Source organism: Sphingomonas sp. BE123, from assembly GCF_031456015.1.
Lineage (GTDB): Bacteria > Pseudomonadota > Alphaproteobacteria > Sphingomonadales > Sphingomonadaceae > Sphingomonas.
The window spans coordinates 763,074-783,825 of record NZ_JAVDTW010000002.1; the positions used below are offsets into that span (position 1 = coordinate 763,074).

At 66.7% G+C, this 20,752-nt stretch carries 15 protein-coding genes; 12 read left to right on the top strand and 3 right to left on the bottom strand.

Features of this window, described 5'->3' with window-relative positions:
* The first annotated feature begins 32 nt into the window (after positions 1 to 32).
* The 5 genes from J2Y54_RS11890 to J2Y54_RS11910 all read left to right on the top strand — a co-directional run bounded on the left by J2Y54_RS11890 (position 33) and on the right by J2Y54_RS11910 (position 8,077).
* Positions 33 to 2,438, top strand: a complete 2,406-nt coding sequence (locus tag J2Y54_RS11890) for a prolyl oligopeptidase family serine peptidase (RefSeq protein WP_310039899.1) — start codon at positions 33 to 35, stop codon at positions 2,436 to 2,438.
* Between the two features lie 78 nt (positions 2,439 to 2,516).
* Entirely contained in the window at positions 2,517 to 3,992 is a 1,476-nt protein-coding gene (locus J2Y54_RS11895) for an NAD(P)/FAD-dependent oxidoreductase (protein WP_310039900.1), read from the top strand.
* Between the two features lie 115 nt (positions 3,993 to 4,107).
* The gene (gene otsB / locus J2Y54_RS11900) at positions 4,108 to 4,872 is read left to right on the top strand and encodes a trehalose-phosphatase (protein ID WP_310039901.1); all 765 of its coding nucleotides are present in this window, start codon (positions 4,108 to 4,110) and stop codon (positions 4,870 to 4,872) included.
* Positions 4,869 to 6,665 carry a glycoside hydrolase family 15 protein gene (locus J2Y54_RS11905; RefSeq protein WP_310039902.1) on the top strand — a complete coding sequence of 599 codons (1,797 nt, stop codon included), beginning with the start codon at positions 4,869 to 4,871 and terminating at the stop codon, positions 6,663 to 6,665. The genes otsB and J2Y54_RS11905 overlap by 4 nt, the downstream gene beginning before the upstream one ends.
* Complete coding sequence (locus J2Y54_RS11910) at positions 6,662 to 8,077, top strand: trehalose-6-phosphate synthase (RefSeq protein WP_310039906.1); 1,416 nt, start codon at positions 6,662 to 6,664, stop codon at positions 8,075 to 8,077. The genes J2Y54_RS11905 and J2Y54_RS11910 overlap by 4 nt, the downstream gene beginning before the upstream one ends.
* Here the strand turns inward: J2Y54_RS11910 and J2Y54_RS11915 are convergent.
* The 3 genes from J2Y54_RS11915 to hppD all read right to left on the bottom strand — a co-directional run bounded on the left by J2Y54_RS11915 (position 8,074) and on the right by hppD (position 10,893).
* A complete protein-coding gene (locus J2Y54_RS11915; protein ID WP_310039907.1) occupies positions 8,074 to 8,430 on the bottom strand; it encodes a Rieske (2Fe-2S) protein in 357 nt (118 codons plus the stop codon). The genes J2Y54_RS11910 and J2Y54_RS11915 overlap by 4 nt on opposite strands.
* Positions 8,427 to 9,707, bottom strand: coding sequence for a homogentisate 1,2-dioxygenase (gene hmgA, locus J2Y54_RS11920; protein ID WP_310039909.1), 1,281 nt, complete (start codon positions 9,705 to 9,707; stop codon positions 8,427 to 8,429). The genes J2Y54_RS11915 and hmgA overlap by 4 nt, the downstream gene beginning before the upstream one ends.
* Before the next feature lie 136 nt (positions 9,708 to 9,843).
* Positions 9,844 to 10,893 carry a 4-hydroxyphenylpyruvate dioxygenase gene (gene hppD / locus J2Y54_RS11925; RefSeq protein ID WP_310039911.1) on the bottom strand — a complete coding sequence of 350 codons (1,050 nt, stop codon included), beginning with the start codon at positions 10,891 to 10,893 and terminating at the stop codon, positions 9,844 to 9,846.
* A gap of 131 nt (positions 10,894 to 11,024) precedes the next feature.
* On the opposite strand from hppD, the gene J2Y54_RS11930 reads away from it, so the two are divergent.
* From J2Y54_RS11930 to J2Y54_RS11960, 7 genes are all read left to right on the top strand, one after another.
* Complete coding sequence (locus tag J2Y54_RS11930; protein ID WP_310039913.1) at positions 11,025 to 12,695, top strand: tetratricopeptide repeat protein; 1,671 nt, start codon at positions 11,025 to 11,027, stop codon at positions 12,693 to 12,695.
* 103 nt (positions 12,696 to 12,798) lie between these two features.
* Positions 12,799 to 14,202 carry a trypsin-like peptidase domain-containing protein gene (locus J2Y54_RS11935; RefSeq protein WP_310039915.1) on the top strand — a complete coding sequence of 468 codons (1,404 nt, stop codon included), beginning with the start codon at positions 12,799 to 12,801 and terminating at the stop codon, positions 14,200 to 14,202.
* Between the two features lie 14 nt (positions 14,203 to 14,216).
* Complete coding sequence (locus J2Y54_RS11940; protein WP_310039916.1) at positions 14,217 to 15,023, top strand: response regulator transcription factor; 807 nt, start codon at positions 14,217 to 14,219, stop codon at positions 15,021 to 15,023.
* Positions 15,024 to 15,027: 4 nt separating this feature from the next.
* Positions 15,028 to 16,446 (top strand): HAMP domain-containing sensor histidine kinase, encoded by a 1,419-nt coding sequence (locus J2Y54_RS11945; RefSeq protein WP_310039917.1) that lies wholly within the window; start codon positions 15,028 to 15,030, stop codon positions 16,444 to 16,446.
* Positions 16,436 to 17,860, top strand: coding sequence for a trypsin-like peptidase domain-containing protein (locus J2Y54_RS11950; protein ID WP_310039918.1), 1,425 nt, complete (start codon positions 16,436 to 16,438; stop codon positions 17,858 to 17,860). The genes J2Y54_RS11945 and J2Y54_RS11950 overlap by 11 nt, the downstream gene beginning before the upstream one ends.
* Positions 17,861 to 18,140: 280 nt before the next feature.
* A complete protein-coding gene (locus tag J2Y54_RS11955; protein WP_310039919.1) occupies positions 18,141 to 18,833 on the top strand; it encodes a hypothetical protein in 693 nt (230 codons plus the stop codon).
* 118 nt (positions 18,834 to 18,951) lie between these two features.
* Positions 18,952 to 20,712, top strand: a complete 1,761-nt coding sequence (locus J2Y54_RS11960; protein WP_310039921.1) for a CHAT domain-containing protein — start codon at positions 18,952 to 18,954, stop codon at positions 20,710 to 20,712.
* The last annotated feature ends 40 nt before the right edge of the window (positions 20,713 to 20,752 follow it).

Here is a 20,752-nt window from a genome sequence, read left to right on the forward strand (position 1 = left end):
ACGCCTAGGCAGGGCGTAACGGAGGGTTACTGATGTACCGATCGCTTGTTGTTGTTTCGTCGTTCGCACTGGCAATCGGACTCGCCGTCCCGGCCCTCGCGCAACAGGGGTATCAGACCCCGCCTCAGGCGGTGACCGACATCGTGACCCGCGCGCCAAGCCCGGGCGTGTCGGTGTCGCCCGATGGCAGCCAGATGCTGTTGCTCGACCGCCTCGCGCTGCCGCCGGTCGCCGATCTCGCCCGGCCGATGGAAAAGCTGGCCGGACTGCGGCTCGACGCCGCAATCAACGATACCCATGGGACGCGCGCATCGGTTGGCCTGTCGCTTCAGGACATTGCCACTGGTACCGTGCGTCGGGTCGTGCTGCCGGCCGATCCCGATATTTCGGACGTGGCATGGGCGCCGGACGGGTCGAAGCTGGTCTTCACCAACACCCGCGGCGACGCGATCGACCTTTATGTCCTCGACGCCAGGACGGCGCAGGCGCGCAGGGTGATGACGGGCGGGGTCAACCCGATTTTCCAGAATGCCGGCTGGCTGGCCGACGGGTCGTTGCTGGTGCTGACCATTCCCGAACAGCGCGGCGCGATTCCGGTCCGGTCGCTGACCCCGGTCGGTCCCGCGATCCAGGACGCGGTGGGCGGCAAGGCGGCGCAGACGCGCACCTATCAGGACCTGCTGCAGAACCCGCATGACGAGGCGATGTTCGCCTGGCTGGCGACCAGTCAGCCGGTGATCCTTGCGCCGGACGGCACCCGGCGCGCGGTGGGGGCTCCGCGCATCTATACGTCGGTCACGGCGTCGCCCGACGGCAAGTATCTGCTGATGGAATGGCTCGAACCGCCCTTCTCCTATCAGGTGCCGTGGAGCCGGTTTCCGGTGACCAGTGCGGTGTATACGCGCGACGGCAAGCTGGTTCAGACGATTGCGAAGCAGCCGCTGGCCGATGCGCTGCCGGTGCAGGGGGTGGTCACTGGCCGCCGCAATATCGAATGGCACCCGACGCAAGACGCGCTGCTGGTGTGGAGCGAGGCGCAGGATGGCGGCGATCCGCGGGTCAAATCCGCCAATCGCGACAATCTGCTGGCGCTCGCCGCACCGTTTCGTGGCGCGCCGCGCCTGCTCGCGCGGCTCGAAGACCGGATGGCCGGTATGGTCGGGATCGCGAAGTCGGACGATCTGATCGTGCGCGACTATGACCGCGACACGCGCGAGATACGCGAGACGCTGGTCGATGTGACCGGCGGGATGGCGCCGCGTCAGCTCAGCATTCGCAACATGCAGGATGCCTATGCCGACCCCGGCAGCCCGCTGACCACGGTGACCGCAAGCGGATTCAGCGTGGCGCGCAACGTCGATGGCAAGCTGCTGCTTGCCGGAGAGGGCGCCACGCCCGACGGACTCCGGCCGTTCCTGCGCCGCTTCGATCTCGCGACGCTCAAGACCGACGAGCTCTGGCGCAACACGGGCGAACAGCTTGAAACGGTGGTCGATGTGCTGTCCGACGATGGCCGGAACTTCATCACCTCTTATGAAAGCCCGACCGATCCGGGGAATTTGCGGCTCCACGCGAGCGGGGCTGCGCGCTTCCTGACCCGTTTCCCCGATCCGCACCCCGAACTCACCGGGATCAAGCGCGAACTGGTCAGCTACAAGCGCGCCGATGGCGTCGATCTGACCGCGACGCTCTATTTGCCGCCTGGCTACAAGCCCGGCGACAAGCTTCCGGTCGTGGTCTGGGCCTATCCGCGCGAGTTCAACGATGCGGCGACCGCCGGGCAGAACCGCGATTCGCCCTATCGCTTCACCCGCATCGGCGGCATGTCGCATCTGTTTTTTCTGACCCAGGGCTATGCCGTGCTCGATCGCGCGGCGATGCCGGTGGTCGGGGCCAACCCCGAAACGGTCAATGACAGCTTCATCGAGCAGATCGTCGCGAGCGCCAAGGCGGCGGTCGACTTCACCGTCCAGCGCGGCTTTGGTGACGGCGTGCGGGTCGGTGTCGGCGGGCACAGCTATGGCGCGTTCATGACGGCGCACCTGCTCGCGCAAAGCGACCTGTTCCGCGCCGGCATCGCGCGGTCGGGTGCCTATAACCGGACCTTGACCCCGTTCGGCTTCCAGTCGGAGCGGCGCGTGTTCTGGGATGCGGCCGAGACCTATTACCGGCTGAGCCCGTTCATGGCCGCGAACAAGATCAACGAACCGATCCTGTTCATCCATGGCGAGAATGACAGCAATCCCGGCACCTTCCCCGAACAGTCGGAACGTATGTTCGCGGCGGTGAAGGGCACCGGCGGCACCGCGCGGCTGGTGATGTTGCCGCATGAGGACCATGGCTATCGCGGGCGCGAATCCGTGCTCCACACGCTCGACGAGATGTTCGACTGGTTCGACACGCATGTGAAGAATGCGAAGGTGCCGGGCGCGCAGTGATGCCGTCCCGGCGCGCACGCCGAACAGGCCATTGCGCTCCACTTACACGCATGTAAGTATCCAGGTCGGGAGAGCGCAATGGCCGAGCATTTCGACGTGGTGGTGGTGGGCGCCGGAATTTCCGGGATCGGCGCTGGATATTTTCTGCAGCGCGACTGCCCGGACCGCTCCTATGTGATCCTGGAGGGGCGCGAACGGCTGGGCGGGACCTGGGACCTGTTCCGCTATCCCGGCATCCGCTCCGACAGCGACATGTACACGCTTGGCTACAGCTTCAAGCCGTGGACCGAAGCCAAGGCGATCGCCGACGGGCCGTCGATCCTGCGCTATCTCGAGGAAACCGCGCGCGAGCACGGAATCGACCGGCACATCCGCCACCAGCATCGCGTCGTCGCGGCGAGCTGGTCGACCCCCGATGCGCGCTGGACCGTTACGGTCGAGCGCGGGGCAGAGCGGGAGCGGGTCGAGTTTACCTGCAACTTCCTCTTCATGTGCGCGGGCTATTATAATTACGAGGCAGGCTATCTGCCGCAGTTCGACGGGCGGGAGGATTTCGCGGGCACGATCGTGCATCCGCAGCACTGGCCCGAGGGGCTGGATTATGCCGGCAAGCGCGTGGTGGTGATCGGATCGGGCGCGACTGCCGTGACGCTGGTACCGGAAATGGCGAAGACGGCGGCGCATGTGACGATGCTGCAGCGTTCGCCCACCTATATCGTGTCGCGACCCAGCGAGGACGGCATCGCCAACTGGCTACGACGCAAACTGCCCGCCAAGCTCGCCTATCGCCTGACCCGTTTCAAGAATGTCGGGATGCAGCAGCTGTTCTACCGCATCGCGCGCAAGAAGCCGGAACAGACCAAGGAACGGATCGTGCAGATGGTCCGCGACGAGCTGGGGCCGGACTATGATGTCGCCACCCACTTCACCCCCAGCTACAACCCCTGGGACCAGCGCATCTGCCTCGTCCCCGACGCCGACCTGTTCGCCGCGATCCGCGAAGGCCGCGCGTCGGTGGTCACCGACCATATCGCGCGGTTCGAGGCGGACGGCATCCGGCTGAAGTCGGGCGACCTGCTGCCCGCCGACGTGATCGTCACCGCGACCGGCCTTGATCTGCAGCTGATGGGCGGGGTGCCGTTCACCGTCGATGGACAGCGGGTCGAGCCGGCCCAGTCGCTCGGCTACAAGGCGATGATGTATTCGGACATTCCGAACCTCGCCTCGTCCTTCGGCTATACCAATGCCAGCTGGACACTGAAGTCGGACCTGACCTGCGCCTATGTCGCGCGCCTGCTCAACACGATGAAGAAGCGCGGCATGCGTCAGGTAACGCCGCGCGTCGGGGCGGACGTGACGCGCGAGGATTTCCTCAACTTCACCTCCGGCTATGTCCAGCGTGCGATCGATCGTTTCCCCAAACAGGGCGACAAGCGGCCGTGGCGCGTGCACCAGAATTACACGCTCGACCTGATCGACCTCAAATTCGGCGGGATCGATGACGGGATGGAGTTTTCCAACCCCGAACCGGCGCGGGTGCGCGAACTGGCGTAGCACCGACGCGTCACCGCCGCGCTCGCGGAGGTGACGATGCGGTCTCGTGGCGACTTTCTCCCGCAATGCAGCAGAAATTTCGGAACGATTGCGTTCCGGATGCATTGCCCTGTCGATGCCCAAGCTAGCGGAACATGACATGGCGGCGCTGCTGGCACCGCCCCCCGCCCATCTGGCCGATGGTGCCAGCCTGTTTCTCGACTTTGACGGGACGCTAGTCGATATCGCCCCGCGTCCCGATGCGGTTGCGGTCGATTCGCGACTGCGCCGGCTGATCGCGACCCTCATCGAGCGCCTCGACGGCAGGATCGCGATCGTCAGCGGACGTGGTGCTGCGGAGATCGCGGCGTTGTTCGGCGGTCTCGATTGCCCGATTGCGGGCAGTCATGGCGCGGAACTGCGCGGCGTCGCCCAGGCGGAGATGCCTGAGCGCCCCGCCGCGCTCGATACCGTCGCAGCGCGCTTCCACGCGCTCGCAGAAGCACGCCCCGGCCTCGTGGTCGAGCTCAAGCCGCTCGGCGTCGGTCTGCATTATCGCGGCGTGCCCGCTGCCGAGGGCGACGCCCGCGCGTTGGCCGAGGAGCTGTCCGCAGCCACCGGCCTGACCCTGCAGCGCGGCAAGATGGTGTTCGAACTGCGTGCGCCCGGTGACAAGGGCCGTGCGATTGCCGCGCTGATGGGTGCCATGCCCTTTGCCGGTTCGCGCCCCGTGTTTCTGGGCGATGACCTCACCGACGAGCCCGGCTTTGCCACCGTCGCGCGGCTGGGTGGGGCAGGGGTGCTGGTCGGGCCGGTTCGGGAGACCGAGGCGGCCTATCGCTTGCCGGATGTCACATCGACCCTGCGCTGGCTCGAACGGATTGCGGAGAACGCGGCATGACCCCCAATCTCGACCTGTGGCCGATCGGCAATTGCCAGGTCAGCGCGCTGATCGACCGTGCCGGGCGTTTCGTCTGGGCATGTGCCCCCAAGGTGGACGGCGATCCGGTTTTCTCGTCGCTGCTCGACGGCCGCGACCCGCGCTCCGATGACGCGGTCGGGCTATGGGCGATCGACCTGGAGGACTGCGTCAGTGTCGAGCAGCATTATCTGACAAACACGCCAATTCTGGTCACGCGCATGACCGACAGCAACGGCAGCGCGATCGAGATCACCGATTTCTGCCCGCGCTTCGAACGGTTGGGGCGGATGTATCGCCCGGTCGCGTTCGCGCGGATCGTGCGCCCGGTGGCGGGCTCGCCGCGCATCTGTGTCCGCTTGCGCCCGACGCGCAACTGGGGCGATCCGGCGGTGCTGACCACGGCCGGATCGAACCATATCCGCTATCTGCTCGACGGCATGCAGTTGCGGCTGTCGACCAACGCGCCGGTCGGGCTGCTGCAGGACGAACTGTGCTTTCGCGTCGAACGCCCGCTGCACTTCTTCCTCGGCCCCGACGAAAGCTTCGCCGGCAACCTCGCCACCACGGTCGAGGAGATGCTCGGCTATACCAGCTATCACTGGCAGAATTGGGCGCGCGGCCTCGCGACGCCGTTCGAATGGCAGGACGTCGTGATCCGCAGCGCGATCACGCTCAAGCTGTGCCAGCATGAGGAAACCGGCGCGATCGTCGCCGCGCTCACCACCTCGATCCCCGAACATGCCGATAGCGGGCGCAACTGGGATTATCGCTACTGCTGGATCCGCGACGCCTATTACACCGTCCAGGCGCTCAACCGCGTCGGTGCGCTCGACGTGCTGGAGGGGTATCTCGCCTATCTGCGCAACATCGTCGATCAGGCCAAGGGTGGGCATATCCAGCCGCTCTACGGCGTGCAGGGCGAGAGCGTGCTGATCGAGAGCGAGGCGCCGCGCCTTGCCGGCTACCGTGGCATGGGGCCGGTGCGGGTCGGCAACCTTGCCTATGAACAGGTGCAGCACGACGCCTATGGCCAGATCGTGCTGTCCAACGTCCAGGCGTTCTTCGACCAGCGGCTGTTCCGCATGGCCGGGCGCGAGGATTTCGAGGCACTTGCCCGCGTCGGCGAGCGCGCGGTCGAATTGTTTGACAAGCCCGATGCCGGACTGTGGGAGCTGCGCACGCGGCAGAGCGTGCACACCTATTCCGCCGCGATGTGCTGGGCGGCGTGCGACCGTCTTGCCAATGCCGCCGAGCGGCTCGGGCTCGAGGGCGATCGCGCGCTGTGGCAGGAGCGCGCTGACCGGATGCGCCGTGCGATCGAGGAGGCGGCGTGGCGGCCCGAAACCAACCGCATGTCCGCAACCTTCAGCGGCGACGATCTCGATGCCAGCCTGATCCAGCTGCTCGATTTGCGCTTCATGGCGCCCGACGACGACCGGTTTCGCGGCACGCTTGCGGCGGTCGAGGAAGGATTGCGGCGCGGCAGTCACATGCTGCGCTATGCGACCGAGGATGATTTCGGCCTTCCCGAAACGGCGTTCAACGTCTGCACCTTCTGGCTGATTGAAGCGTTACACTTCACGGGACGCGACCAGGACGCACGCGCGCTGTTCGACGAAATGCTGGCGCGCCGCACTGCGGCCGGGCTGCTGTCCGAGGATATCGACCCCATCACCGGGGAATTATGGGGCAATTATCCCCAGACCTACTCGCTGGTCGGGATGATCAACTGCGCCGTCCTGTTGAGCAAACCCTGGAGTGCCATACGATGAGCCGCCTGATCATTATTTCCAATCGCGTCTCCGCGCCAAAGGATTCGCACGCTGGCGCACAGGGCGGCCTCGCGGTCGCGCTGCAGGCGGCGATCCGCGAGTTCGGTGGTATCTGGTTCGGCTGGTCGGGCGAGACGGTCGAGGAGTTTACCGGCCAGATCAACTTTCAGCGCGCGCAGGGAGTGACCACCGCAACCGTCGATCTCGAAGAGCAGGATATCGAGGAATATTACAACGGCTACGCCAATCGGACGCTGTGGCCGCTGTTCCACTACCGCATCGATCTTGCCGAATATGAGCGCGGTTTTGCCGGGGGCTATCAGCGGGTGAACGAGCGTTTCGCCGATACGCTGCGCCCGCTGGTCGAGGGTGAGGACATATTGTGGGTGCAGGATTACCACATGTTCCCGCTTGGCCAGTGTCTGCGCGACCGCGGCATCGACAACCGGATCGGCTTTTTCCTGCACATCCCCTGGCCCCCGCGCCGTCTGCTCGCGACGATGCCCGAGGCGCAGGAGCTGGTGCGGACCATGTTCGCCTATGACCTGGTCGGGTTTCACACCCAAGAATGGCTCGATTCGTTCCGCGACTATGCGACCTATGAGCTGGGCGCGACGGTGGAGGGCGATACGCTGGTGCTGGGCGATCGCCGTCTGCGCACGATCGTCGCGCCGATCGGAATCGACTGCAAGGAATTCGTGGCGGGCGCATCGACCGCTGCGGCCAAGCTCGCCTATCGCCGGATGCGCGACAGCGCGGTCGGGCGCGACATGATCGTCGGGGTCGACCGGCTCGACTATTCCAAGGGGCTGGAGGAGCGTTTCGCGGGCTACGAACGCTTCCTCGCCGAGCATCCCGAAGAGCGCAAGGAAGTGTTCCTGCTCCAGATCGCGCCGCCTTCGCGCGGGGCGGTCGAGAGCTACAAGAAGATCCGTACCGCGCTCGAGGGGCTGTCGGGGCGGATCAACGGGGCCTATGCCGATACCGACTGGGTACCGATCCGCTACGTCAACCAGGGTTATCCGCGCGACGTGCTGGCGGGCATTTATCGTGCCGCGCGGATCGGGCTGGTGACCCCGCTGCGCGACGGGATGAACCTGGTCGCCAAGGAATATGTCGCGGCGCAGGATCCCGAGGATCCCGGCGTGCTGATCCTGTCGCGTTTTGCCGGGGCGGCCGCGCAGCTCAAGGACGCGGTGCTGGTCAATCCCTACAGCGCCGACGAAGTGTCCGACGCGATCATGCAGGCGCTGCGCATGAGCCGCGACGAGCGCAAGCGGCGCTGGCGGGCGATGATGGACAATGTCGAGGCCGAAGACGTCGTGTGGTGGCGAACCCTGTTCACCGACGCGCTGATGGGCCGGGACTCGGCGCCCCCGATCCCTGCCGACAACGATGTTGCCGCCGCCTAGGCGGTAAAGATCGCGCCGTCGCGGACTGTGAGCGGCCAGGGGGTCAGCGCTGCGCCCGCGCATGGGCCGCCGACGCACTGACCATCGGCAATGCGGAACAGTGCGCCGTGCCAGCTGCACTGGATCATGTCACCGCTGCCGGTGAGATAGGCGTCGAGATGCTGCGCCAGCGGCAGGCCCATATGCGGGCAGCGGTCGACATAGCCCCTGACGCTGTCACCGCTGCGCACCGCAAAGCCATGAAAGCGGCCTGCCTTCATCTCCAGCACGAAGTTGCGCGCTGCGCCATCGGCGATCAGGTCGAGCGGACCCAGCCGGACGCCGGGCGGGGTCGCGGTGAGGCGCTCGCTCACCCCGGCAGCTGCGCCTTGGGGAAGCCCGCCCAGGCCGCGTCATAGTCGCGCTGTGCGGTCGCCACCGCATGCGCGGTCGGGCGGTAGGGCCAGCAGGTTTCGACCATGAACGCCATCGTGCCGTCGATCTTGTGCGGCTTGAGCTCGACGTTGCTCGCACCCTCCCAGCTCGCGACATCGGGGCCGTGACCCGCCATCAGATTGTGCAGCGACAGCCCGCCCGGCACGAAGCCGTCAGCCTTGGCATCATAGGCGCCGTGGATCAGGCCCATCGCCTCGCTCATCACATTGCGGTGGAACCAGGGGGGGCGGAACGTGTCCTCGGCGACCATCCAGCGCGGCGGGAAGATCACGAAATCGGCGTTGGCGCGGCCCGGCACGTCGCTGGGCGAGGTGAGCACGGTGAAGATCGACGGATCGGGATGGTCGAAGCTGACCGTGTTCATCGTGTTGAACCGCGCCAGGTCATAGCGCCACGGCGCAAGGTTGCCGTGCCACGCCACGACATCGAGCGGGCTGTGGCCGATCGTCGTGGTCCAGAGCCGGCCGAGCGATTTCTGCACGACCTCGAACGGCTCGTCGCGATCTTCATACCATGCCGCCGGTGTCTCGAAATCGCGCGGGTTGGCAAGGCCGTTGGCGCCGATCGGGCCAAGGTCGGGCAGGCGGAACAGCGCGCCGTAATTCTCCGCGACATAGCCGCGCGCGGTGCCGTCCGGCAGCAGCGCACGAAAGCGCACGCCGCGCGGGATCAGCGCGATCTGGCCGGGGGCGATATCGATCCGCCCCAGTTCGGTCAGCAGGGTCAGTCGCCCCGCCTGGGGAATGAACAGCAACTCGCCATCCGCGTCGAAGAAGACGCGGCGATCCATATCGGCGTTCGCGGCGTAGACATGCACCGCGACGCCCGTGAGATCGGCGGGGTCGCGCGTGACGAGCATGCTGGTCATGCCGTCGATCAGGTCGGTGCCCGGCGCGGGATCGGCAATCGGCCCCCAGCGCAAGCGGTTGGGCGCGAGCGGCGCTGCGTCTGGCTCCGATACGAAGCACGCGGCGGCGGTGTAGGGCACGAACGGGGGATGCTCGGCGCTGGGGCGCATCCGGTACAGCCAGCTGCGGCGGTTCTCGTGGCGCGGCGCGGTGAAGGCGGTGCCGGACAGCTGCTCGGCGTACAGGCCATAGGCGGGACGCTGCGGCGAATTGCGCCCGATCGGGAGCGCGCCCGCAACCGCCTCGGTCGAGACGTGATTGCCGAAACCCGGGAAATAGTCGGTCATGGTTCAGACCCTGAAGCGCGCTCTGGCAAATGGTCGGATGAGGGGGCGGTCTTGGCCGCCTCCCTCATCCTCCTGCGTTCCTTCCCCCTTCGGAAGGTTGAGGCCGGGTTGGTCCCGGCTCTCCTCTCCAACCTCGTTAAGCGTCGACTTGAATAACGCCTCTACGGATTTGATCGAGTTCAATCGACTCAAAAAGTGCCTGGAAGTTGCCGTTGCCGAACCCTTCATTGCCCTTGCGCTGAATGATCTCGAAAAAGATCGGGCCGAACATGTTTTCGGTGAAGATCTGCAGCAGGATGCCCTCCTCGCCGACATTGCCGTCGATCAGGATGCGGTTCTTCTTGAGGCGCTCCAGATCCTCGCCATGGCCGGGGACGCGCTTGTCGACCAGTTCGTAATAGGTCTCGATCGTGTCCTGCAGCTTGACGCCGCGCGCGCGCAGCCGTTCGACCGTGTCGTAGATGTCGTCCGTCGTGAGCGCGAGGTGCTGGATGCCCTCGCCCTTATATTCGCGGATGAACTCCTCGATCTGGCTCTTGTCGTCCTGGCTTTCGTTGAGCGGGATGCGGATCGCCTTGTCGGGCGCGATCATCGCCTGGCTGAACAGGCCGGTCGCCTGACCCTTGATGTCGAAATATTTCTGCTCCTCGAAGTTGAAGAGCGTCTTGTAGAATTCCGACCACACACGCATCTGGCCGCGCCGGACATTGTGGGTGAGGTGGTCGAGCAGGTCGAGCCCGACATTGTTGTCCGCCTCCGCCTGCTGCCAGCCGGGGATCTCTTCCCAATCGGCATACAGGTCGGTGCCGTCCTGGATGAAATAGAGGTACGATCCGCCGATGCCGATGATGCAGGTGTCATCCTCGGCCGTGCGCTGCGCGCCGTTCTTGAGTGCCCATTCCATCGCCGCGACCGGATCGGCGACGCGGAACGCCATCGCGCTGGCCGAAGGGCCATGCGCCGCGCGGAACTCGGCAACGCGCCCGGTTTCGTCGCGGTTGAGCATCAGGTTGATGCGCCCCTGCTTGAATCGGGTGATGTTCTTGGTCGGGTGGCGGTGCGAGGGGACGAAGCCGAGCTGTTCGAACTGCCGCGCCATCGCGTCGGGATCGGGCGAGGTGAACTCGACAAATTCAAAGCCGTTGAGGCCCAGGGGATTCTCGGCTGGATTGGTCGGATCGGTCATGGTCAAGGCTCCGGAAAATGGCCTTCAGGATAGAGGTCAGCGGATTTGGTGTCAATTGATACTAAATTGCGCCACGCGGCGCTTGCCAAGCGCCCACGCCCGGGCAAAGCTTTGTAACAGGGGGGAACCGGATGCTGTACCCGCTGCTGCTCGCCATTGCCGGACTGCCGGGCCAGGACGCCGACGCCGGTTCGGTCGCGATCGTCCAGCCCAGCGCCGAATTCGATGCTGCGCTGGAGGCTGGGGCGACCGAACAGGCGCTCAACCTGATCGCGGCCGAAACCCGGGCCTGTATCGGCGCCGCCGGTGGCCCGGATGCGGCCCCATCCGCGCAGCAGCCCTGCGTCCTGCTGGTCGCCACCCTCGCGTCAACCGCGAGCGAGGCAGGCCAGTCGGCTGAGGCGGTGCCGATCGCGCGCCGGGCTGTGGCAATCGCCGAAAGCTTCTCCGGCGCCGATCGCGCGGACTATGTGACAGCCGCGCACCTCACGCTCGGGCTGGTGCTGGAGCGGCAGGGTCAGCATCTGGCGGCGGAGCCATCGTTCGTCCTCGCGCTCGATGGCGCGGAGACGCTGCTGGCCGGGCAGCCCGAACTCGCCGCCTATGTCGCGCGGCGGGCCAACAACCTCATCTCGCTGGCGCGCTTCGCCGAAGCGTTGCCGCTGGCCGAGCGCGCGGTGACGCTGGCCGGCGACACGGTCGACGGGGCCTTTTTCCGGCTGATGCACGGCAAGGCGCTGATGGGGCTTGGCCGCCTCGCCGAGGCGGAGGCAACGCTGCGCAGCGGCGCCGACCGGCTGCATGCGCTGGCCGGCGCGACCTATCCCCAGACGGTCGCGCTGCGCGAAACCCTCGCCTGGTGCCTCGACGAGCAGAACCGGCCGCAGGATGCAATGGCAATCCTGCGCGAAACGCTGGCGATCCGCCGGCAACAAGCGGCGGGGCCGCTGATCGCCGACAGCCTGACGCTGCTTGGCATGGCGGCGATGCGGGTCGGCGATCTGCGCGAAGCGGAAACGGTACTGCGGGAGGCGCTCACGATCCGGCTGCGCTATTTTGGCGAGACGAGCAACTTCACCGCCCTCGCTTATTCCAACCTAGGTCAAGCGCTGGTGGAGGCTGGGCGTTATGAGGATGGCGCATGGATGTTCAACCGCGCGATCGCCGTGTGGCAGGCATCGGGCGGCGGCAATCCCGATGAACTGGTGGCGATGCTGACCAACATGGCCAGCGTACTTGCGCGCGTGCGTGCGTTTGCGGAGGCGGAGCCGGTGCATCGTCAGGCGCTGGCCATCGCCGAGGAAAGTCTGGGCGCCGGCCATATCCGTACTGTGCTGACCCGCAACAACCTTGCCGCTGCCCTCAGCCGTTCGGGCAAGCGGGCAGAGGCGGTCGCGTTGTTCACCACCAACTATGCGGCAGCGGGGGCATTGGGCGGGCAGGGGGTGCAGATGCGGACCATCGCGGCAGCCAGCCTGGCCCATCTGCTCGATCAACCGGGTGATGCCGTGGCGGCAAGGTCATGGCATGCGCGTGCCCTCGATGGCGCTCGCATTGCGTTCCGCGACGATCATCCGCATCGCATCAATATCGGCTGGAATTATGGACGCGCCCTGCTGCGGGAGCCGGCGACGATCCCGCAAGCGCGGACGTTGCTGCGTGAGGCGGGGCGGCAGGTGCTGGTGCGGGCCGGGCGGGCAACCAGTTTCGACGCCAGTGCGCTTGATGAACTCAACGGCTTCACCGTGGTCTTCAGTGACCAGGTTCGGGCCGCCTGGAGCCTTGCGCAACCCCGGCGCTGACCACCTTCCGTCTGATCCTGACCGTCGCTTTCACCTGAACCGAATGACAGGAATGCGGCGTCCCTAGTCAGTATCCGGAATGTCCATGAACCCCAACTCATCCGTGAACCTGACCCGCCGTACGTTCGGCTGGTTTCTCGGCGCCGCCCTGTGCATGGGCGTGGCGCTGCCAGGCTCTGCCCAGGCGGCCGCAATGCCTGAGGCGCGCGCGGCAGCGGCGACCACCCAGTCCGAAACCGCGATCGAGCGCGCGATGAAGGCGGTGGTCGCGATTAGCCCGCAGGACGAAGCGGCGCGCAAGCAGAATGGCGACACCGAAGCAGCCGGTGGATCCGGCTTCGTGATCCATGCCTCGGGCCTGATCCTCACCAACGCGCATGTCGTGGCCAAGCTGGATACGGTCGAAGTCACCTTCGCCAATGGCAAGCGCTATGCCGGTCGGGTGATCGGACGCGATGGGCGGACCGATCTTGCCATCGTCAAGATCGATGCAGACGCGCCGCTGCCGGTACTCAAACTGGCGAAGTCTTCGAAGCTGCCGCTGGGGGCCAAGGTCTTTGCGCTCGGGAACCCGCTGGGTAACCGTTTCTCGGTTACTTCCGGGATCATAAGTGGTTATGACCGCGCCTATGACGTCGCATGGCCGGTGAACTTCATCCAGCACGATGCGGCGCTCAATCCTGGGAATAGCGGGGGGCCGCTGATCACCGAGGAGGGGGACGTGATCGGGATCAATACGGCGACGCCGCCGGAAACCATCTTCGATATCGGCATCGGCCTTGCCATTCCCGCCGAACTCGCTGCCCGCATCGCCCCCAAGCTGATCGCCGAGGGCAAGGTCGTGCGCGGCCGGCTTGGCGTCACGGCGAGCAGCGCCGATGCCGGCATGGCCGAGGCGCTGGGCGCGCCGGGCAAGTCGGGCCTGATCATCGATGCGGTCAGCGACGGGGCTGCCACCCGCGGCGGACTGAAGATCGGCGACCTGCTGCTCAGCGTCGGGGGCCGCCGGCTTGAGGTGGTGCGCGACCTGTCGATGGCGCTGATCGACAGCAAGCCGGGCGATACGGTTGCGGTGGAAGTCGTGCGTGACGGCAAGACGCTGGCGCTCGCCATCCCGCTCGAGGCGGATGACGACCTGGCGGGCGAGCGCGGCAAGGTCGCGGCACTGGCGATGGACATGAGCGGGGTCGCTGGCGGCAGCTACACGCTCGGCTTCGTGCTGCGCGACGAAGCGGGCCGGGTCGTGATCGGCAAGGTCGAGGATGCCTCGATCGGCCAGATGTACGGCCTGTATGAAGGCGATACGCTGCTCGCGGTCGATGGCGTCGAACTGCGCGATCCGGCAGCTGCAATGGCCGCGATCAAGGGATCGAAGCGCGACGTCGCGGTGCTGCGCATCCAGCGCGCCGGACAGGGGACGCTGCACGTCGCGCTGCCATTGACTGCCGAAGCCGCGAAGGCGCGGCGCCCCGGCGTGCCGCGCCGGTTTCCGCGGGGGCCGCTATGACGGAGATACTGACGATGAACCTGTTGAAGCTGGACAGCGAGGCGGCGCAGAATATCGCCGACACCTTTGCCGGGTGCCGCGCGCTGATCCTGGAGGACGAGATCGGCGCGGAGATGAAGGCTGCGCTGGAAGCCGCCGGGTGCGATCATGTCGATCTGGTCGAAACCGGTGAGGCTGCGCTGAGCGCGCTGGAAGCCGATACCTATGACGTGCTGGTGCTCGACCGCATCAATCCGGGGATCGAGGGGCTCGAAGTGCTCGACCGCGTGCGCCGCCGCCCCAACGGCCTCAAGACCGATCCGGACGTTCCCGCGCTGGTCTATTCGCTGCTGGGCGGTGAGGAGCAGCGCATCCATGGCCTGATCGCGCGCGGTGCCGATGACTATGTGCCCAAGCCCGCGACGAGCGAGGAACTGGTCGCACGCGTCGCCGCGCAGCTGCGCCGCCGCAAGCCGACGATGCGCAGCAAGGGCTGGACCTGTGCGCCGCTGGAGGTCGATGCGGACACCAAGGACGTGCGCTGCAACGGCCGCTTGCTCCAGCTGACCAGTCGCGAGGCGGACATATTGGTCGAGCTGTACAAGGAGCGCGGCAACCCGCTGTCCCAGTCGATGCTGTGGGACCGCTGCTGGATCGGCAAGGGGTGGAGCCACTTTCCGGACGAATTCGCCAACACGGTCGATCAGGCGATCAAGCGGCTGCGCAAGTCGCTGAAGCGGCAATGCCCGGACATTCCGGATGATTTCCACCCGCTGGTGACCAACATCTGGGCGCAGGGCTTTGCGCTGCGCAATCTCGCCAGCATGGAGGGTGGCCGCTAGCCGCATGCTCCGCTGGCTTCCGCTTCGCACCACGCTGGTCATCAGCGCGCTCGCCGCGATCGCGCTGGCCGGGCTGACGCTCGGCCTGTTGCAGATGGTGTCGCTGAACGCGCGCGAGGTGGCGCTGGTCCGCGCCCAGGCGGATGCGGCGGTGCTGATGAGCAAGGTCGACAGCCTAGCGCCCGGACTGTCGGCGGAGGAGCGCGATGCCGAAGTGCTGACGATGGTCGTTGCGCGCGCGATGGAGGCGACCGATGGCGGGCGTTGCGACAGTGGTGAGCGGGCGCGGGCGCTGTTCCTGTATCGCGGGCCGGACGGCACGCTGACCGGAACGCCGGCGCTCGCCTGGCCCGACACACGTGGCACCGTGCGGTTTCGGGTTCCCGCCGGTACCGCCTGTCAACGCGCGGACGCGTCGGCGGTCGGGACCATCGTCGATCTGGGCGGGGGACGCGCATTTCTGAGCGCGCGGATCTTCAGCCCCGACCCGCGGCTGGTGACCCGCGCCTATCTGCTCGCTGCCGCCGTGGCCATCGGCTTTGTCGTGCTGGCGGGATTGCTCGCCTGGGCGTTGATGCGGGGCTGGCGGATGCGGCTCGATGCGTTCAACGCGCTGCTCGATCGCGCCGATCGCTCGGGCTTTGCCGAGCGCGCGCCGGCCGACGATGCCCAACCCGAATTCCGCCTGCTTGCCCGGCACCTCAACGCGCTGCTCGCGCGGTCGGAGGACATGATCGGCGGGCTGCGCCGGCTGCATCGCCATGTCGCCCATGACCTGCGCGGACCGGTGATGGTCGCGCGCAAGCACCTTGAGGCGCTGGCGCAGACCGTGCCGGACGAACCGCTGATCGCGGAGACCGACGCCAAGCTGGTGACGATGGACAAGCGCTGCCGCATGCTGCTCGGCATCATCGACGCCGAAGTGTCGCGTCGCCACGAGGCGGACAGTGTCGATCCGGGCGCGCGCATCCGCCAGCTGATCGACGACATGTTCGTCTATCTGGGTGACGAAAAGGATCTGGAGTTCGAACTCGACGCAGCCGCGACCCGCGTACAGGTCGCCAGCGACATGTTCGACCGCATGGTCGAGAATATACTCGGCAATGCCGTCAAGTTCGCAACCCCCGAATCGACGATCCGCTGCACCGTGTCGCAGGCTGGGGACACGGTCATCGTCGCGGTCGAGAATGACGGGCCGGGGGTCGAGCCAAGCCGGATCGAGCGAATCTTCGAACCCGGCTATTCCAGCGGCGGCGCGGACAGTCACGGACTGGGGCTCGCCTTTGTCCGCACCGTCGCGCTGCGCGCGGGCGGCAATGTCCAGGCATTCAACCGCGCGGGCGGCTTTCGCATCGAGATCACACTGCCCGCACAGAACAACGCAAATCGGAACGACAGCGAAAGGGGATATGATGAGGCCTAGGTTTCACGCACGACTGCTGGCCGGAGTGGCGGCGATCGCGATGCTGGGAACGCCGCCGCTCGCGGTGACCGCAGCGGCGCAGACGGCGCCCTATGACAGCGAGCGCGGCGTTTACAGCTATGCCCGCGACCTCAAGGCCGTCGCGCCAAGCGTCGTCAAGGTGATCGTGCTCGGTCAGAAACAGCCCGAGGGCGATCGTACCGCTGCACGCGACGGGCAGGGCGACGACCCGTTCCGCGGCCAGACGACGGCGGCACAGGCGGGGCCGCAGGGACCGGCAGCCCAGGGTGCACCCCAGCCGATCGGCAGCGGATCGGGCGTGATCATCGACGCCGCGCGCGGCGAAATCCTGTCGAACAACCACGTCGTGGAAAAGGGGACGGCGTTCAAGGTCCAGCTCTATGACGGCCGCGTCGTCGATGCCGAGGTGGTCGGCCGCGATCCGCAGACCGACATCGCCCTGCTGCGGGTCAAGGCGACGGGACTGCGCGCCATTGAGATCGGCGATAGCGGCCGGATCGAGGTCGGCGACCTGGCCTTCGCCATCGGCTACCCGTTCGGGTTCGATCAGACGCTGACGATGGGCGTCATCTCGGGCCTGGGCCGCACCGGGATCGGCGACGGGCTGCAGGACTTCATCCAGACCGACGCCGCCGTGAACAGCGGCAATTCGGGGGGTGCGCTGATCGACAGCAAAGGGCGGCTGATCGGCATCAACACCGCGATCTGGTCCAAGTCGGGCGACAATAGCGGCATCGCCTTTGCCGTGCCGATCAACATGGCGATGGCGGTCGCGGACCAGCTGCGCCGCAATGGCAGCGTCAAGCGCGGGCGGATCGGCGTGACGGTCGGACCGGTAACGGTCGAGGCGGCGGGAAGCGGGTCGACGCGCGGCGCGCTGGTCGCGGAAGTTTCGCCGGACAGCCCCGCCGCCAGAGCTGGCCTGCGGTCGGGCGACATCATCGTCAGCGCGGACGGACGGGCGATCGAGGGGCCGGGCAATCTGACCGCTATTCTCGGCGTGCTCGAGCCGGGCAAGACGATCGCGCTCGGCTATCGTCGCGGCGGGCAAAGCGCGACGGCGCAGGTGACGGTGGAGTCGCCGCGTCCGGTCCAGGTCACACGCCCGAGCGGCGGCGGTGCCGGACTGGCCGCGCTGGGCGCCACGTTCCGTGACGTCAACGCCAGCGACAAGGTGCCCGAACAGCTGCGCGGCGCGGTCGTTGCCACGGTCCAGCCGGGCTCGGCGGCGGCACGCTCGGGCCTTGCGGTCGGCGACATCATCGTCGGCGTGAATGGCGAGCAAGTGCAGAGTGCAGCCGAACTGGCGCGCGCATTTCAGAACATTGCCGGCGGTGCCGTCCTGTTCGTTGCGCGCGGAAACAGCCTGATCCAGCTCAAGCTGGAACGATGAATAGATCGGCGACGGAAGGCTAACCGTGGCCGGTTGTCAAATTGGGTATGTCGGCGCCGGAGTCCCGCGATCGGTGCTGGCCACGTCCTGCTTCAGTATCGCAAAGTGTCACCCGAACTGACGATGATCGCGGACTTTCTCCAAGATTGATGTGGTAACAGAGACTGAAACTGTTAGTGTCGCAGCGGCGGGGGCCAGACTAGATACGAACCTGCCTGATCGAGGGATCAGTTTGCGAGACTCGCTCGGGAGCGGGTCCGGAGAGTGAGGAGATATGGTAATGGTTAAGCTCAACAAGAAGATCGCAATGGCAGTTGTCGCGGCAAGCATGCTGGCGTCGCCGTCGATCGCCCAGGACAAGAAGGGCACCAACCTCGGCGAGAAGGAGGTTCCGGCCACCGAAAGCTCGAAGGCTGTCGACACGCTCGCGCTGGGTTACCGCCTCGCCGATTATGCCCGCACCGCCAAGGATGCCCGCGCGATGATCGTGGCGGCCAAGATGGTCGACTCGGTCACCGTCAAGGAAGGCACGGACAAGGGCAAGATCGAAGGCGCCGGCAAGGGCACCGGCACCGCCAAGGTGACCACGTCGGCCGACCTGTTCGCCGAAGCCAAGACGCTGGCGGCTGGCGACGCGGACATCGTCGCTGCGGTCGAGGCGGCACAGGCCGAGACGTCGAAGGGCGTGGTTGGCGGCGCGATCCGCACCGTCCAGTATGTTCCGGGCAACACCGTGTGGACGCTGCGCTTTGCCGCACGCGGCGGTGAGCCGCTGGTCGTCGCCGCGCGTCGCGACTCCTCGGTCCCGATGGGCATGAAGGTGTTCGACGAGAACGGCAATCTGGTGTGCCAGGACATGTCGGGCAACGTGACCATGTTCTGCCGCGTCAACCCGATCTGGACCGGCCCGTTCTCGGTCCAGACCTTCAACTATGGCGGCTATGGCGCCGGCGTCGCGCTGGTGACCAACTAAGCTGATGAACCCGCCACCCCGGAGCCTGAACGGTTCCGGGGTGGTTGTTATCCGATCCTAGTGATCCGGCCGGTCCGCCGCGCCGCCGCGCGATCCGGGCCGCAGGGGAGAACCCGCCATGACGCGCGCCCGATCCCGTTTGCTGATGCTGCCGCTGGCCGCAGCTTTGCTGTCTGCACAGATGGCGCCCGACATCCAGGTCGAGCCGGTGCCGTCCCCGGACGAGCTGCGCTCCGAAGCCTTTGTCGCGGCGCAATATGCCCAGATCTCCGCCGCTGCTGCCGCACTCGACCGCACCACCGCGCGCTTTGCTGCAGGCGGTGGCCCGCTCGCGGTGCTCGAGCAGGAGCGTGACAAGAAGCTGGCCGAGATCGAGGCGGTCGACCGCCAGTTCAGCGCGCTGATCGAGCGCGGCGCGCAGGTGCCTGAAGAAGAGCGTCGTGCGCTTACGCAGCGCCGCGCGGCGCTGCGCGCCGAGGTCGATGCGATCGATGCGAGTATCGGCAAGGAATTCCCGCAATATTTCGACCTGACCCGCCCCAAGGCCCTGGACATCGCGGCGGTGCAGAAATTGCTCAATCCGGACGAGGCGATGGTCGTGATCCTCGTTTCGGACGACGCCAGCTACACCTGGGCCGTGACCCGTGAGGGATCGACCTGGTCGCGCTCCGAAGCGCTGAAGCAGGATGCGCTCGCGGCGAAGGTAAACCTGTTGCGCGCCAGCATGGAGGTGGACGGCGCGCGCGGATCGGGACGTGCGCCGCCGCCGGGCGCCGGAAGCGCCGCTGCCGCCGCGCCGCAGGGCAAGGCGTTCGATCGCAAGCTGGCGCATGAACTCTATCGCGAATTGCTGGCGCCGGTCGAAGGGGTGCTGAAGGGCAAGCAGGTGCTGCTGACCAATGTCAGCGGTCCGCTGACCTCGCTCCCGCTTGCGCTGCTGGTCACCGCGCCGCCGCAGGGTGCGGACACCGATCCGGCGGCGGTGGCGACCAGCCCGTGGCTGATCGACAAATATGCGCTGGCCGAACTGCCGTCGGTCTCCGCGCTGCAATCGTTGCGCTGCCTGCTGATTGAAAATCCCGCCGACGCGCATCCGGGCTGTGCGGTCCGCGCCGGCTCCTCCGCTTATGCCCAGGTCCGCAATGGGGGCATCGCGCTTGCCGCTTATGGTGCGCCGACGCTGGCTGGGGTCTACACGCCCGAAACTGGCCGCAGCGTGACGCCGGGTTTGGCCGGCCAGATGTACAAGGGCAAGCTTGCCGACCCGGAAAAGCTGCGTGCGCTTGCCTATCTGCCGCAGGCCAAGGCCGAACTGGAGAGCCTGCAAAAGACTTTTGGCGCCCAGTCTGCGGTCGTGATCGGCGACAGCGCGACCGAGACCGCGGTGAAGACCAGCAAGGCGCTCCCCGCGGCGCGCTTTGTCGTGTTCTCGACCCATGGATTGCTCGCCACCGAAGTGGGCGACAATGCCGAACCGGGCCTTGTCTTCACGCCTCCCAAGCAGGCGAGTGAACTGGACGACGGCTTGCTGACCGCGTCCGAAGTGTCCCAGCTCAAAATCCCGGCGGACCTCGTGGTCCTGTCCGCGTGCAATACCGCAGCGTCGGACGGCAAAAGTGCCGACGGGCTTTCGGGCCTCGCCAAGTCCTTCCTGTTCTCGGGTGCCCGCTCGCTGCTGGTCAGCCACTGGGCGGTCAGCGACGCGGCGACCTCGCTGCTGATGCAACAGACCTTCGGCAATATCCAGAAGGGCGATGTCGCCGGGCGCGCCCGCGCGCTGCAGGCGGCGATGAAGACGGTGCGCAGCGAAGGTACCGGCCAGTTCGTCAGCCCGAAATATTGGGCGGCCTTCACGCTGGTCGGCGAACCGGGCAAGTGAGGTGGCGGAACGGCGCCCTGCATGGCTCGGCGCCGCAGTT

Coding starts and splice junctions, on each gene's coding strand:
- J2Y54_RS11890 (WP_310039899.1), top strand. CDS start 33: ATGTACCGATCGCTTGTTGTTGTTTCGTCGTTCGCACTGGCAATCGGA.
- J2Y54_RS11960 (WP_310039921.1), top strand. CDS start 18,952: ATGACGCGCGCCCGATCCCGTTTGCTGATGCTGCCGCTGGCCGCAGCT.
- J2Y54_RS11940 (WP_310039916.1), top strand. CDS start 14,217: ATGAACCTGTTGAAGCTGGACAGCGAGGCGGCGCAGAATATCGCCGAC.
- J2Y54_RS11950 (WP_310039918.1), top strand. CDS start 16,436: ATGAGGCCTAGGTTTCACGCACGACTGCTGGCCGGAGTGGCGGCGATC.
- J2Y54_RS11905 (WP_310039902.1), top strand. CDS start 4,869: ATGACCCCCAATCTCGACCTGTGGCCGATCGGCAATTGCCAGGTCAGC.
- hmgA (WP_310039909.1), bottom strand. CDS start 9,707: ATGACCGACTATTTCCCGGGTTTCGGCAATCACGTCTCGACCGAGGCG.
- J2Y54_RS11955 (WP_310039919.1), top strand. CDS start 18,141: ATGGTTAAGCTCAACAAGAAGATCGCAATGGCAGTTGTCGCGGCAAGC.
- J2Y54_RS11930 (WP_310039913.1), top strand. CDS start 11,025: ATGCTGTACCCGCTGCTGCTCGCCATTGCCGGACTGCCGGGCCAGGAC.
- J2Y54_RS11945 (WP_310039917.1), top strand. CDS start 15,028: ATGCTCCGCTGGCTTCCGCTTCGCACCACGCTGGTCATCAGCGCGCTC.
- hppD (WP_310039911.1), bottom strand. CDS start 10,893: ATGACCGATCCGACCAATCCAGCCGAGAATCCCCTGGGCCTCAACGGC.
- otsB (WP_310039901.1), top strand. CDS start 4,108: ATGCCCAAGCTAGCGGAACATGACATGGCGGCGCTGCTGGCACCGCCC.
- J2Y54_RS11910 (WP_310039906.1), top strand. CDS start 6,662: ATGAGCCGCCTGATCATTATTTCCAATCGCGTCTCCGCGCCAAAGGAT.
- J2Y54_RS11895 (WP_310039900.1), top strand. CDS start 2,517: ATGGCCGAGCATTTCGACGTGGTGGTGGTGGGCGCCGGAATTTCCGGG.